We start from the raw sequence: 13,266 nt of genomic DNA on the forward strand, positions 1-13,266 counted from the left end.
AGCGAGACCTCACCGGCCGAACATTTTCCCTCTCTTTTTCGTACGCGCTATGGCGCACATCCCAAAGCTCCACCGCGTGTTGTGTGTTAAGCCAAAACTCGGGCGTGTTGCCCAGTGCTGTCGCTAGCATCAAGTCACTTCCATCTGAAGAACAGGCAAATGAGCATCCACCTTAAATGACAACGGGCCAGCAGTTGACTGCCGGCCCGTTGTCGCTTTGCGACTCTCTTTAGGTCGTTAATCCAGCTTGGAGAGATCGCGCACGGCGCCTTTATCAGCGGAGGTTGCCAGCAGCGCGTAGGCTTTGAGTGCGGGCGTGACATGACGCGGGCGATGTTCCACGGGCTTCCAGGCATCCTTACCCTTGGCGTTCATCGCCTCACGGCGTGCAGCGAGCTCCGTATCCGAGAGTTTGACGTTAATCGCGCGGTTGGGGATATCGATCAAAATCGTGTCACCGCTCTCCACCAGTCCAATGGCACCGCCAGCAGCGGCTTCCGGCGACACATGGCCGATCGATAGCCCCGATGTACCGCCGGAAAAGCGCCCATCGGTCAGTAGCGCGCAGGCTTTACCCAAACCTTTCGATTTAAGATAAGAGGTTGGGTAGAGCATTTCCTGCATCCCCGGCCCGCCTTTAGGGCCTTCATAACGGATGACCACCACATCGCCCTCTTTGACCTTACCTTCCAGCACGTTGGCCACCGCTTGGTCTTGAGACTCGACCACGTGGGCCTTGCCTTCAAAGACCAGAATCGAGTCATCGACACCGGCGGTTTTCACCACGCAACCATCCTGGGCGATATTGCCGTAAAGCACGGCAAGCCCACCCTCAAGAGAGAAGGCGTTTTCGAGACTGCGGATACAGCCATTGGCGCGGTCGCCATCCAGGCTCGGCCAGCGCGCGCTTTGCGAAAACGCGGTCTGAGTGGGCACACCGCCAGGTCCCGCCTTGTAGAACTCCACCACGGCGGGCGTGGGCGAGCGCATGATATCCCACTCCTCCAGGGCTGCTTTGAGGCTATCGCCGTAAACCGTGGGCACCGAGGTATCCAGCACGTGTGCGCGGTCCAGTTCACCGAGAATCGCCATGATGCCGCCGGCGCGGTGGCAATCTTCAATGTGGTACTGCTGGGTATTGGGCGCGAGCTTGCAAAGCTGCGGCACTTCACGCGAGAGGCGATCAATATCCGCCATGCCAAAGTCGATCTCGGCTTCTTGTGCGGCGGCGAGCAGGTGCAAAATCGTATTGGTCGAGCCGCCCATGGCGATATCCAGCGTCATGGCGTTTTTAAACGCTGCCAAGGAGCCGATCGCGCGCGGCAATAAGTGCGCTTCGTTGCCTTCGTAATAGCGCTTGGCCAGCTCGACGATGCGGCTTCCTGCCGTCTCAAACAGCCGGCGACGGTCGGCGTGAGTGGCGAGCATGGTGCCGTTGCCAGGCAACGCCAGCCCCAGCGCTTCCATTAAGCAGTTCATCGAGTTGGCGGTGAACATGCCCGAACAGCTGCCGCAGGTGGGGCAAGCACTGCGCTCTACTTCCGCCAGCGTTTCGTCATCAACGCTGTCATCCGCGGCCATGACCATGGCATCGACCAGGTCGAGGCCGTGATCCAATAACTTGGTCTTGCCCGCTTCCATCGGCCCGCCGGAAACAAAAATCACCGGAATGTTCAGGCGCATCGCCGCCATCAGCATTCCCGGGGTGATCTTGTCGCAGTTGGAGATACACACCAGCGCATCCGCGCAGTGGGCGTTACACATGTACTCGACGCTATCGGCGATGATGTCGCGGCTGGGCAGCGAATAGAGCATACCGTCGTGGCCCATGGCGATGCCGTCATCCACCGCAATGGTGTTGAACTCCTTGGCCACGCCACCTGCTTTCTCTATCTCCCGCGCCACTAGCTGTCCCATGTCCTTCAAATGGACATGGCCGGGCACGAACTGGGTAAAGGAGTTAGCCACGGCGATGATCGGCTTGTGAAAGTCCTCGTCTTTCATGCCGGTGGCGCGCCATAAAGCGCGGGCGCCGGCCATGTTGCGGCCAGCGGTAGTGGTACGGGAGCGATACTCGGGCATGGTGTCCTCTTATGTCTGCGCTAACGCCACCACAGGCGGCAGCGGGCTCGTTGAATCCAGCGGCAATGATTGTAGCAACAATTCATCGCCGCGGGATGGCGAAACGCGCCCGCGCGCAGCTCACAAAAGGTTAAAAGGTATGCTCGAGTCTAGGCGTTGCGCCGTGAGCCGTACTCTCCAGGCGCGCGAGGGCTTCCTTGACGCTCTCCTCACGCCCGCCTTCAAGGCGGAACGCCGCCACAACGTTGGCCAGTTCGTGCGCTTCATGGGTCAGCTGATTGGCCGCTTCGGCGATCGACTGCACCCGGCTGGCGTTCTGCTGTGTCACTTGGTCCATCTCGGAAACAGCGGAGTTGATCTGCGCGATGCCACTGCTCTGCTCTTCCGAGGCGTGGGTGATCTCCTCCATCAGGTCGCTCACCTTCATTACCTGTGCTACGACGTCTTCAATGGAGGTTTCCGCTGCCTTGGCCTCGCGACGCCCTCCCTGAATTTCGCTATCGGAGGCATCGATAAGCTCGCGGATCTCCTGGGCAGCGTTGGCACTGCGCCCGGCTAACTGGCGCACTTCACTGGCCACCACGGCAAAACCACGCCCTGCTTCCCCGGCTCGGGCGGCCTCGACCGAGGCGTTCAGGGCCAGAATATTGGTCTGGAAGGCGATGCCGTCAATCACACTGATGATATCGGTCATCTTCGAGGAGCGCTCAGAGATGCGCTCCATGCGCTCCACCAGCTTCTGCATTTGCTCGCCCGTCTCACGGGTGGCTTGGGCATTCTTCATGGCGAGTTGGTTCGCTTGGCGCGCGTTGTCCGTATTCTGCTGCACGGTCGCGGTCATTTGATCCATGCTGGAAGCCGTTTGCTGCAGCGACGACGCTTGCTGCTCGGTGCGCGAGGCCAGATCCTCGTTTTCGTGAGCAATGCGCTGCGCGGCGGGGTTCACCACCTGCACTCGTTCATCGACCTCACCCACGATACTCGACAGCGACGCGCGCATGGTGCGAATGGAGTTCAACAAGTCGCCAAGCTCATCCTGGCGCTGCTTGCTCACTCGGGTCGCCAGGTTGCCGGCCGCGATCTGAAAGGTAACGCGCCGGGCATCGTTTAACGAACTGACCAGCGATTTCAGAATCAGCACGCTTAGCACCACCATGATGGCGATCCCGATGATCAGCACCCCCGCCTGGGCGGCCAGCATCTGCGTTTGCCCCGCCTCGGCATCGGCCATTAATTCCGCCGCCAAAGCCCGCTCGCTCTCGACCAGCGCATCGGCGGTGGCTTGCAGGGTGGCGAGCGTCGGCTCTACCTCATCGTTAAAAGCCTCAAACGCCTGGAACCCTTGGCCATCGCCCAAGGCGGCATAGGTCGCGCTGATACCGTCCTGAATCGCTTGTAACTGAGTGCGAAACTCAGCGACATCCTGACGATCGGTCTGTTCCGCATTGCTGTACTGCGTCCAGCGCTCATTCATGCGCGCTACGCTCTCTTCCCAGCCGGCGATCAGCGCCGACAGGTCCACGCCACGCGGGTTGCGCACCGCCGGCGCTAGTGCATTAACTTCTTGATTCAGAAGCCGCTCAATGGCCTGAAGGCTGGCCACATCCTCAAGGCCGGCTTGATTCAAACGCGCCAGCCGCTCTCCCGACACCATTAGCCCGTATACCCCCAGGCCACCGGCAACGGCGAGCAAGAGCACCGCCGCGAGCACCATGCCCATGAGCTTGGCCTGCATGCTGCTGAAACTAAAACGCCCCACCCAACCCGCAAGGCCCGTGCGCTTGATCGCCCCACGCTGGAGCTTGTAACCACGTAGGCTGCCTTTCTGCCGGATGGCCGTGTAGCTGCGCTCGGCGCGCTGAACGGCTTTACGTGTGGCACGCCGCTGCACGGAGGTATACCCCACCACCGTCTCGCCATCGCGCAGCGCCGCGATGGTGGCCTGCACCCAGTAGTAATCGCCGTTTTTACAGCGGTTTTTCAGCGTTCCCTGCCAGGTATGGCCGGCTTTCAGCGTATTCCAAAGATCGTTGAATACCTGCGGCGGCATATCGGGGTGGCGAAAAAGGTTATGCGACGACCCAATCAACTCTGTTTGAGCGTAACCACTCACCCTGACGACGTCGGGATTGGCATAGGTGATGTTACCGTCCAAATCAGAGCGCGAGATCAACACCTCGTCATCTTCTAACGTGTATTCCCTGTCATTAATGGTCTGGTTTTCTCGCATGCGGGCCTCTCCTACGTACCTTTTAACATCATTCGAAAAGGTTAAACGTATAGAGGCTAGCGTTGAGAGACAACGACTTTAGTATCATAAAATCAACGCCGCGCTCGTAGGCGCGGCGTTGACAGGAGCGAAGAGACGGTTTCGGTTAGTCGAACACCACGCGCGCCACATCCCGGTAGCGATTAGCGAAGTGAACCGTCATGCCCTCTTTAAGAAAATCAGGCAGCTCGTCGTAATCGCGGCGATTGGCTTCGGGCAGAATCACCTCGAAGATATCGCTACGCCGCGCGGCGATCACTTTTTCGCGAATACCGCCGACAGGTAGCACCTGCCCGGTTAGCGTCAGCTCACCGGTCATGGCCAGCGGGCGGGGGATCGCCTGGTGTTTTGCCAACGACAGCAGCGCCGTGGTCATGGAGATCCCCGCCGATGGCCCATCTTTAGGCGTGGCACCTTCGGGCACATGCAGATGCACGAACGCAGAATCAAAGAAGTCCACATCCGCCCCGTACTCTTTTAAGTGGCCTAAGGTGTAGCTATAAGCGATGTTGGCGGACTCCTGCATCACATCACCCAGCTTACCGGTCAGCTTAAAGCCTCGATCCAGGGCATGCACCTTAGTCGCCTCAATCGGCAGCGTGGCGCCGCCCATGGACGTCCAGGCAAGCCCGGTAACGACACCTTCGCCCTTAAGCACTTTCTCCTTACGGAAGATTGGCGCGCCTAGGAACTCTTCCAGGTTCTTCACCGAAACCTTGACCGTTTCTTGGTCATTTTCCAGTAGTTTCACCGCGGCTTTACGCACGATGCGGTGCAGCTGCTTCTCCAGCTGGCGCACACCCGCTTCACGCGCATACCCTTCGATCACCTGTCTAAGTGCTGCATCCGTCAAGTTGATGCGTTTTTTGCTTAGGTTGTCGCGTTTAAGCAGTTTCGGCCACAGGTGGTGCTTAGCAATCGCCATTTTCTCCTCGGCGATATACCCCGAGAGGCGAATCTGCTCCATGCGATCCAAGAGCGGCGCGGGAATGGAGTCCAAGGTGTTGGCCGTGCAGACAAACAGCACCTTGGAGAGATCCATGCGCACGTCGAGATAGTGATCCAAAAAGTCGACGTTCTGCTCAGGGTCGAGCACTTCCAACAGCGCCGACGCCGGATCGCCCTGGAACGACTGCCCGAGCTTGTCGATTTCATCGAGCATGATGACCGGGTTTTGAACCTCGACATCCTTGAAGGCCTGCACCATCTTGCCCGGCATGGCGCCGATATAGGTGCGGCGGTGGCCTTTGATCTCCGCCTCGTCGCGCATACCGCCCACCGAGAAGCGGTAAAACTTGCGCCCTAGCGCCTCGGCGATCGAACGTCCGACCGAGGTTTTACCCACCCCGGGCGGGCCGATCAGCAGCAAAATCGAGCCGCCCACGTCGCCTTTAAATTTGCCCTCGGCGAGAAATTCGATGATGCGCTCTTTGACGTCCTTCAAGCCGTCGTGATCGCGATCCAGCACCTCACGGGCGTGGGGCAAATCCAGATTGTCGTCGCTGGTCACGCCCCACGGCAGGCAGGTCAGCCAATCCAAATAGCCGCGCGTCGTGCCGTACTCCGGCGAGCCCGTCTCCAGCACGCTGAGTTTATGCAGCTCTTCGTCAATGCGCTCCTGCACCCGCTCGGGCACGGTCAAGTTTTCCAGCCGCGCGCGGAAGGTATCGACGTCGTTTTCGCGGTCGTCCTTGGAAATCCCCAGTTCACGCTGAATGACTTTCAGCTGCTCGCGAAGGAAAAACTCGCGCTGACGCTCCTGCATCTGCGCGTTGACCTGTTCGCTGATCTCACTTTGCAGCTGCGCCACATCGATCTCTTTACGCAGCAGCGGCAGCACCTTCTGCATGCGCTCCGCCACGGGCAGCGTGGAGAGCACCTCCTGCAGCGCCGGGCCCTTGGCCGAGGTGATCGCCGCGGCAAAGTCGGTCAGCGGCCCCGGCTGATTAGGGCTGAAGCGGTTTAAGTAGTGCTTGAGCTCTTCGCCATACAGCGGATTGATCGGCAAGAGTTCCTTGATGCCGTTGATGATCGCCATGGCGTAGGCGCGCGTCTCTTCGTTCTCAGCATCCACCGGCTCTTTGGGGTAGCTGACTTCCACCAAGTAGGGCGGCTCTTTGGAGAGCCAGCGCTGAATTTTAAAACGCTGCAGGCCCTGGGCGATAAACTGAATTTGCTGATCTTCGCCCTTGAGCTTATGCACCTTGACGGCGGTGCCGATCTCGGGAAAATCATCGGCGCTAAGCGAATCCACGCCCGTTTCACCGACAAAGGCGACCCCGATGGTGTGATGGGGCGTGTTGCCCACCCGGCGCATGGTCTCTTCCCAGCGTTCGCGGTTGATAACCAGCGGCTGTACCTGGGCGGGAAAGAAGGGGCGGTTATGAATCGGCAACAGATAAATGCGCTCTGGCAACATTTCACTTGCCGGCACGATGGAGTGAACCTGCTCACCATCGGAGCGGTACTCCTTTTCATCGCTGTAGGCGTCGTTGTCGTCATTATTATCATCGTGGCCGCGCTCTTGCTCGTACGCCGACGTCTCTTCTTCGGCGACCCACTGTGGCGCGTCTTTATCAAACTCATTATCAAAATCTTGGTCGCTCATGCGCCCTCCCAATAATCAAAAACGGCATACGCCGTCAAGCTCTGACTAGGGAATGCGGGCAGTCGCCCAAAACTTCAAGGCGACACAAGCGCAAAGCGGCTAGAAATCGGGCAGCGGACGCCCGTTAACTCGCCACTGCCCTTGGATAAGATCAAACGTGAGTGAGCGCGTACTCAGCGGCAGCCCTAGCCATAGCGCCGCGACGGGCGGTGCATTGTGCCAGGTAATATCGCCTTCAAAGCGTGAGCGCCAACGCGAGGCCATCGGCTCGCTTGTCGCCGCGGTGAAACTGAGCTGATCTAAACCGCGAGAGTCAAAAAACAGCACGCCATCGGCGTCAATCTCAAGTCCCAAAAGCGGACTCTGCATATCGATGGCGTGAATATCCAAGCGCGGCGACGCTTTAAGCATTTGCAATAGGTTGGGCTCAAGCCGGGTTAACAGCCCCTCTTCCACCGGCATCTCCACGCTTCCCCATGCTGCCTCCTGACGCAGTTGCGCAATCACCTGACGCACGGCATCGGCGTCGATACGCGAAAGCTCAGCCGCTAGACGCCCATTGAGTATCGGTGCCTCCGGCGCTTCATCGGCCAACACGGCATCGCCAAGGATCAGCTCGCTTGCAACGCGCAGCTCCTGCTCATCGAGCACCATATGGCTGGTCAACTCAAGCGGCGTCACTGTCAGGTTGAGCTCGGGGTGTTCAAGGGAGAGCGACGCAATGCGCAGCTGGTCACGCTGGTTAAAGTGGTAGGCATCCTCTGTGTAGGTGTAGCGGCTCTCCAACTCACTAGGCCCAATCGCCAGGCGTGCATCGCGGTCTTTAAGCACCAACTCGTCTAATAGGCCGTGTAAACGCCAATCGCCAAACACCCCTTCCAACCGCACACGAGCGCCGCGTACTTCCAATTGGCGGCCCGCTTGCTCGATCACAAACGGCGCCAAGGCCAGGCGTAACTCGGTGCGCCCGCTGACGGTGTGGTAACGCCCCTGCCAGCGGGGCTCCGACGGCGCCGATACGTCCCCCACAGCGCGCTGCAGTGCGGTGTCTAAGCGAGGCACCACGCGGCCTTCGATCTCGGTATTCAAAACGCCGTGGCGAGCACGGTAGGAGACTTCTAGCCGCCAAGGACGGCCGAGCAGAGGGGAAAGGAGAATCTTGCCATGCGAGGTAAGCCAGCCGGGATCGCTTTCGGTGCGCTGTACGCGCCACTCGCCGCGCGCCTTCAAGTCTTCCAGTGCTTGGCGCATACTGCGCTCAAACAAGACACTCGACAGCAGCTGAGCGGCCATCCATATCACGGCCACCGTCGCGATGATCGGGACAATCAGTCGTTCCTTGCGCATCATGTCACTCCTTGAAGCACGCCCCTACCTACAGCCGATTCGGAAGAGGTATCAATGCAGCCAAAACCAAAGGTGCATCGTACTCCAAGCGTATAACCCCGCCATGACATCATCAATCATAATACCAAAGCCACCGGCCACGCGGCGGTCCGCCCAACGAATCGGCCAGGGCTTAAACACATCGAACACGCGGAAAACCACAAAGCCCCAGAGCGCCGCTTCCCAGGAGAACGGCACCGCCGCCATGGTGATCCAGTAACCGACAAACTCATCCCAGACGATACCCGAGTGGTCATGCACGCCCAGATCGTGTGAGGTTTTATCGCACAGCCATACGCCCACCACGAAGGCCGCCAAGACAATCCCCAGGTACCAACTCAGTGGCAGATCCGCCATGAGCCAAAAAAAAGGAATCGCCGCCAAGGTACCAAAGGTACCCGGCGCGAAGGGTACCGTGCCGCTACCCAGCCCAAAGGCAAAAAAGTGAGTAGGGCGTCGCCAAACGCTAGCCGGCGCTTTATTCATGGCGCTTCTCCCTGCGTCGACTCGGCGACGGCGTGTCTGACGAGACGTGTTCGACAAAGTGTTGCCACCCGGTTTTCACCTCGGCGGGCACGCCACTTACGCCGGGGGCTTCCACACAGTGGCCGATCGCGGTTAACGCAACGCCCAAGGGCTCAAGCGCCGCCTGCGCTTGCCTCCAGCGAGCAGGCGGAAGGGTGACCAGCAGTTCATAATCATCGCCGCCCGAAAGGGCCGCCTTTAGCGCTTTCTCCGAGCCCAGAGCTTCTTTCAGTCCCTCGGCGAGCGGGAGTGATTCGGTGTCAAGCGCGGCACCGACGCCCGATGCCTCACGAATATGCCCCAAATCGGCGAGCAAGCCATCGGAAATATCCAGCGCGCTAGAGGCGATCCCACGCAGCGCCCGCCCTGCGGCAAGGCGCGGAGTCGGCAGCAGGTAGCGCGCCAGCAATGGATGCGAAAGATCGCGCTCGCCCTGCTGCCAAAGCGCCAAGCCCCCTCCCCCGCCGCCGAGTGCGCCGGTGACGGCGATGATATCGCCCACCGTTGCACCGCTGCGCGTGAGCGCCTCGCCGCTCGGCACTTCTCCCATCACGGTCACGCCGATCGATAAAGTACCCGAGGTGACATCGCCGCCGGCCAAGGCCGTCTCGTGCTGCTCGCACAGGGTCAGAAACCCTTGCGCATACGCTTGCAACCACGCATTAGCGGTCGCGTCATCGCCCAGGCGTGACTGGTCGAGCGTTAACGCCATAAAGCACCACCTTGCGTCAGCACCCATCGCGGCAAGGTCCGACAGCGCCACCGCCAGCGCGCGATGGCCGATCGCCCTCGCCGGCGCTTGTGCAGGAAAGTGAACGTCGACAACGGAGGTATCGACGCTGACGACCAACTGCTGCCCCGCCACTGGTGTCAGCAACGCCGCATCGTCCCCCACGCCCAATGCCACACGCTGGCCTGGGGTATGGGGGGTGAAGTAGCGGTGGATTAGGTCAAATTCGGCAAGCACGTAGACCCCTTAACGCCATAAGTCGCCATCACGAGCGCCCTTACTGGCGTCGCGCGACAACCTCAGCACTGCGCAAGCGGTTTGCCAGCTTGTCCAAAATGCCGTTGACGTATTTGTGCCCGTCGGTGGCGCCAAATGACTTGGCCAGCTCCACGCCCTCGTTGATCACCACGCGATACGGCACTTCCAGGCGGTGCGCGAGCTCATAGGCGCCCAAGCGCAAAATCGCCAGCTCCACGGCATCCAGGTCTTCCAAGCGGCGATCGAGCAGCGGCGCGATTTCGCGATCTAGCTCATCCTTGCAACGCGCGACGTTGTGCAACAGCTCATGGAACAGCGCTTTATCGGCGATCTCCATCACCTTGGCCCAGTTCTCATGCTCTTCCAGGTCATCATCGGGCTTTTGGCTACGGAACTCCGCTTCAATGGTGGTCATTGACTTGTGGGTCATCTGCCACTGATAAAGCCCCTGCACCGCCAATTCGCGCGCTGCGTGGCGGCCTTCTTGTGCCCGCGAAGGCTTACGCTGCTGGCTCATTGCCCTGCCTCCGGAGAGAGCGCGCGCAACAGGGATACCATCTCCATGGCCGCCATGGCCGCCTCGGTGCCTTTATTACCGGCTTTGGTGCCCGCACGCTCGATGGCTTGCTCGATCGACTCGACCGTCAGCACGCCGTTAGCGACCGGCGTATCAAACTCAAGCTGAAGGTTATTCATCGCGGCATTACAGCCGCCGGCCACGTATTCAAAGTGCGGCGTACCGCCACGGATCACGGCACCGAGGGCAATCACCGCATCGGGCTGGCTGACTTTCAGCACTCTCTTCACCGCCAGCGGTAGCTCCCAAGCCCCGGGAACGTGCACGATTTGAATCTGCTCTGAATCTACGCCGTGGCGTACCAGGCTATCCACCGCGCCTTCCACGAGGCTATCCACCACGTGATGGTTAAAGCGGCCCACCACGAGAACATAGCGGCCGTTTACGTCGAAAAAGTTGCCTTCCACTTGAGAGAGGGGTTCCATCAATCTGTTCCTGCTGAAATAGAGTTCTGTGGTGAAGGGTTCTGCTGTGAAATGGGCGCCTCGGGCGTATCCGTTGGGCTTAACCGCTCGACGACTTCCAGGTCAAACCCGGAGAGCGCGGAGAATTTCCACGGCGAGCTTAAAAGGCGCATTTTCCCCACGCCCAGGTGGCGAAGAATCTGCGAGCCCGTGCCGATGGTTAAATAGTTGCCCGCGCCATCGGAGTCACTGGTACGCGGCTGACGCACCCTGTCCAAGAAAATATCCAACTGATCTTTCAAATCTTGATGCGGACGCGAATCGTCAATCAAGACAAACACACCGGGTTCGGCACGGGCGATTTCCGCCAAGGCACGCTGCGCGTCCCAGCGATGTTTCCCCTCTTTTAACAGCCCCATGACATCGTGCAGCGTATCCGCTAGGTGCACGCGCACGGTGGTGGGCTGATCCGCGCGCGGCTGACCGTTGACCAACGCTAAATGGTGCGCGCCCTGAATACGGTCGCGGAACACGTGCAGCATCATCTCGCCATGGGCGGTGCTCTGCGGCAGCGCTTCGATATGATCCACGGTCTGCTCGTTAACGATGCGATAATGAATCAGATCGGCAATGGTCCCCATCTTGATACCGTGCGCTTCGGCAAACGCCTCAAGCTCCGGACGACGTGCCATGCTGCCATCATCGTTCATGATCTCGCAGATCACACCGCTAGGGTCACAGCCGGCGAGCGCGGCCAGGTCACACGCCGCTTCGGTATGGCCCGCGCGTCGCAGCACCCCGCCCGGCTCGGCCATGAGCGGAAAAATATGCCCCGGCTGCACGATATCCTCGGGCTTGGCGTTAGCCGCCACCGCCGCTTGCACCGTGCGGGCGCGGTCGGCCGCGGAAATACCGGTGGTGACACCCGTGGTCGCTTCAATCGACAGTGTGAACTTGGTGCCAAACCCTGAGCCGTTGTCGCGCACCATGAGCGGCAAATTAAGCTGCTCACAACGCTGGCGCGTCATCGGCAAGCAGATAAGCCCACGCGCATGACGCGCCATGAAGTTGATATGCTCGGCCTGGACTTTCTCCGCGGCCATGATGATATCGCCTTCGTTTTCTCGATCCTCATCGTCCATGAGGATGACCATTTTGCCTTGGCGGATATCGTCTACCAAGTCAGCGATGGGGGCCAACCCCCCGGAGGTGGAGTGCGCCATGGAATCTCCAAGTCTGTGTCGCAAGCGTGCGATTTCGCGCGTCAGGGTACCTTGCTATCGCTGACGGCGCTAGTCACGAACCGGGGCGGCGATAATTCGCCAGTCATGCCCCACCGCGCGAATATCGTGAATGGTCAGCCGACGCTGGTCGGCCATTTTACTTAAGCCCGGCAGCGCAAAAAGCGGCCGTGCGTCACCGCCTAAGAGAGTAGGTGCGACAAAAAGCTGCATTTCGTCTACCACCTCGGCGGCCAGCATCGCCCCCGCAAGCGTCGCCCCCGTCTCCACCAGCAGTTCATTGACCTGCTCGTTTTCGGCCAACCAGGTCAGCAGCGCACGCAGATCGATTCGCCCTCCTTCGGCAGCGGGAAGAACGCGCACCTCGGCGCCGGCTTGCTCTAGCTTGTCGCGCTTGTCGGGCGAATGGGCCGCCGTGGTGAGAATCAGCGTGCGCCCCGGGGCGGCCAAGCAGGCAGCAGCGAGCGGCATGCGCAAGCGCGTATCCAACACCACCCGTAACGGTTGGCGCTGCACGATGGTTTCGGCATCGGGCAGTTGCAGCTGCTCGGCGCGTAGCGTTAAACGCGAATCGTCCATGATGATCGATTCGACCCCGGTGAGCACCGCGCTTGCGCGCGCGCGTAGCCGCTGAACGTGGCAGCGCGCTTCGGGACCGGTGATCCACTGGGACTCGCCCGACCCCATCGCCGTGCGCCCGTCTAGGCTCATCGCCATTTTCAGCCGCACAAAGGGGCGCCGATGCGCCATGCGCGCGATAAACCCGGGATTAAGCTGCCGTGCATCCTCTTCCAGCAACCCCACGTCCACTTGGATAGCGGCGTCTTTTAACAGGCGGATACCGCGCCCGCTCACCTGCGGATTGGGGTCCACTATGGCCACGACCACCCGGGCGACCCCGGCCTTCACCAACGCCAGCGCACAGGGGCCGGTGCGCCCGGTATGCGAACACGGCTCAAGCGTGACGTAAGCAGTGGCGCCGCGGGCGTTATCCCCGGCATCGGCAAGCGCGTGAATCTCCGCATGCGGCTCACCGGCGCGCAGATGAAAGCCCTCTCCGACAATCTGATCGTCGCGCACGATCACGCAGCCCACCCGTGGGTTGGGGTCGGTCGTGTAGAGGCCACGCTCGGCTAAATGCAGCGCACGCGCCATATAATGGTGATCATCGGGGGTAAAGGGCATC

At 60.3% G+C, this 13,266-nt stretch carries 10 protein-coding genes; all 10 read right to left on the bottom strand.

The features are described from left to right. Positions 1–237: 237 nt before the first annotated feature. The 10 genes from ilvD to ribD all read right to left on the bottom strand — a co-directional run bounded on the left by ilvD (position 238) and on the right by ribD (position 13,265). Positions 238–2,082, bottom strand: a complete 1,845-nt coding sequence (gene ilvD / locus BQ9846_RS13100) for a dihydroxy-acid dehydratase (protein WP_075881396.1) — start codon at positions 2,080–2,082, stop codon at positions 238–240. 130 nt (positions 2,083–2,212) lie between these two features. Next, positions 2,213–4,312 (bottom strand): methyl-accepting chemotaxis protein, encoded by a 2,100-nt coding sequence (locus BQ9846_RS13105; RefSeq protein ID WP_075881397.1) that lies wholly within the window; start codon positions 4,310–4,312, stop codon positions 2,213–2,215. A 145-nt stretch (positions 4,313–4,457) separates the two neighbouring features. Then, positions 4,458–6,959, bottom strand: a complete 2,502-nt coding sequence (gene lon, locus BQ9846_RS13110) for an endopeptidase La (RefSeq protein ID WP_075881398.1) — start codon at positions 6,957–6,959, stop codon at positions 4,458–4,460. Positions 6,960–7,058: 99 nt separating this feature from the next. Further along, entirely contained in the window at positions 7,059–8,306 is a 1,248-nt protein-coding gene (locus BQ9846_RS13115) for a DUF945 family protein (protein WP_075881399.1), read from the bottom strand. Positions 8,307–8,357: 51 nt separating this feature from the next. Beyond that, positions 8,358–8,831, bottom strand: coding sequence for a phosphatidylglycerophosphatase A family protein (locus tag BQ9846_RS13120; protein WP_075881400.1), 474 nt, complete (start codon positions 8,829–8,831; stop codon positions 8,358–8,360). Beyond that, positions 8,824–9,837, bottom strand: a complete 1,014-nt coding sequence (thiL, locus tag BQ9846_RS13125; protein WP_075881401.1) for a thiamine-phosphate kinase — start codon at positions 9,835–9,837, stop codon at positions 8,824–8,826. Before thiL ends, BQ9846_RS13120 begins: the two co-directional genes overlap by 8 nt. A 40-nt stretch (positions 9,838–9,877) precedes the next feature. Beyond that, complete coding sequence (gene nusB, locus BQ9846_RS13130; RefSeq protein WP_075881402.1) at positions 9,878–10,375, bottom strand: transcription antitermination factor NusB; 498 nt, start codon at positions 10,373–10,375, stop codon at positions 9,878–9,880. After that, positions 10,372–10,860: a 6,7-dimethyl-8-ribityllumazine synthase gene (ribH, locus tag BQ9846_RS13135; protein ID WP_075881403.1), complete on the bottom strand. Its 489-nt coding sequence runs from the start codon at positions 10,858–10,860 to the stop codon at positions 10,372–10,374. Before ribH ends, nusB begins: the two co-directional genes overlap by 4 nt. Further along, the gene (gene ribBA, locus BQ9846_RS13140; RefSeq protein ID WP_075881404.1) at positions 10,860–12,062 is read right to left on the bottom strand and encodes a bifunctional 3,4-dihydroxy-2-butanone-4-phosphate synthase/GTP cyclohydrolase II; all 1,203 of its coding nucleotides are present in this window, start codon (positions 12,060–12,062) and stop codon (positions 10,860–10,862) included. The genes ribH and ribBA overlap by 1 nt, the downstream gene beginning before the upstream one ends. Positions 12,063–12,131: 69 nt before the next feature. Further along, positions 12,132–13,265 (bottom strand): bifunctional diaminohydroxyphosphoribosylaminopyrimidine deaminase/5-amino-6-(5-phosphoribosylamino)uracil reductase RibD, encoded by a 1,134-nt coding sequence (gene ribD, locus BQ9846_RS13145; protein WP_075881405.1) that lies wholly within the window; start codon positions 13,263–13,265, stop codon positions 12,132–12,134. Position 13,266 lies beyond the last annotated feature (1 nt).

Source organism: Vreelandella massiliensis, from assembly GCF_900155385.1.
Taxonomy (GTDB): Bacteria; Pseudomonadota; Gammaproteobacteria; order Pseudomonadales; family Halomonadaceae; genus Vreelandella; species Vreelandella massiliensis.

What these genes read in the sequence shown, in the direction of transcription:
- ilvD (WP_075881396.1), bottom strand. Translation starts at nt 2,082, where the DNA reads ATGCCCGAGTATCGCTCCCGTACCACTACCGCTGGCCGCAACATGGCC.
- BQ9846_RS13105 (WP_075881397.1), bottom strand. Translation starts at nt 4,312, where the DNA reads ATGCGAGAAAACCAGACCATTAATGACAGGGAATACACGTTAGAAGAT.
- lon (WP_075881398.1), bottom strand. Translation starts at nt 6,959, where the DNA reads ATGAGCGACCAAGATTTTGATAATGAGTTTGATAAAGACGCGCCACAG.
- BQ9846_RS13115 (WP_075881399.1), bottom strand. Translation starts at nt 8,306, where the DNA reads ATGCGCAAGGAACGACTGATTGTCCCGATCATCGCGACGGTGGCCGTG.
- BQ9846_RS13120 (WP_075881400.1), bottom strand. Translation starts at nt 8,831, where the DNA reads ATGAATAAAGCGCCGGCTAGCGTTTGGCGACGCCCTACTCACTTTTTT.
- nusB (WP_075881402.1), bottom strand. Translation starts at nt 10,375, where the DNA reads ATGAGCCAGCAGCGTAAGCCTTCGCGGGCACAAGAAGGCCGCCACGCA.
- ribH (WP_075881403.1), bottom strand. Translation starts at nt 10,860, where the DNA reads ATGGAACCCCTCTCTCAAGTGGAAGGCAACTTTTTCGACGTAAACGGC.
- ribBA (WP_075881404.1), bottom strand. Translation starts at nt 12,062, where the DNA reads ATGGCGCACTCCACCTCCGGGGGGTTGGCCCCCATCGCTGACTTGGTA.
- ribD (WP_075881405.1), bottom strand. Translation starts at nt 13,265, where the DNA reads ATGCCCTTTACCCCCGATGATCACCATTATATGGCGCGTGCGCTGCAT.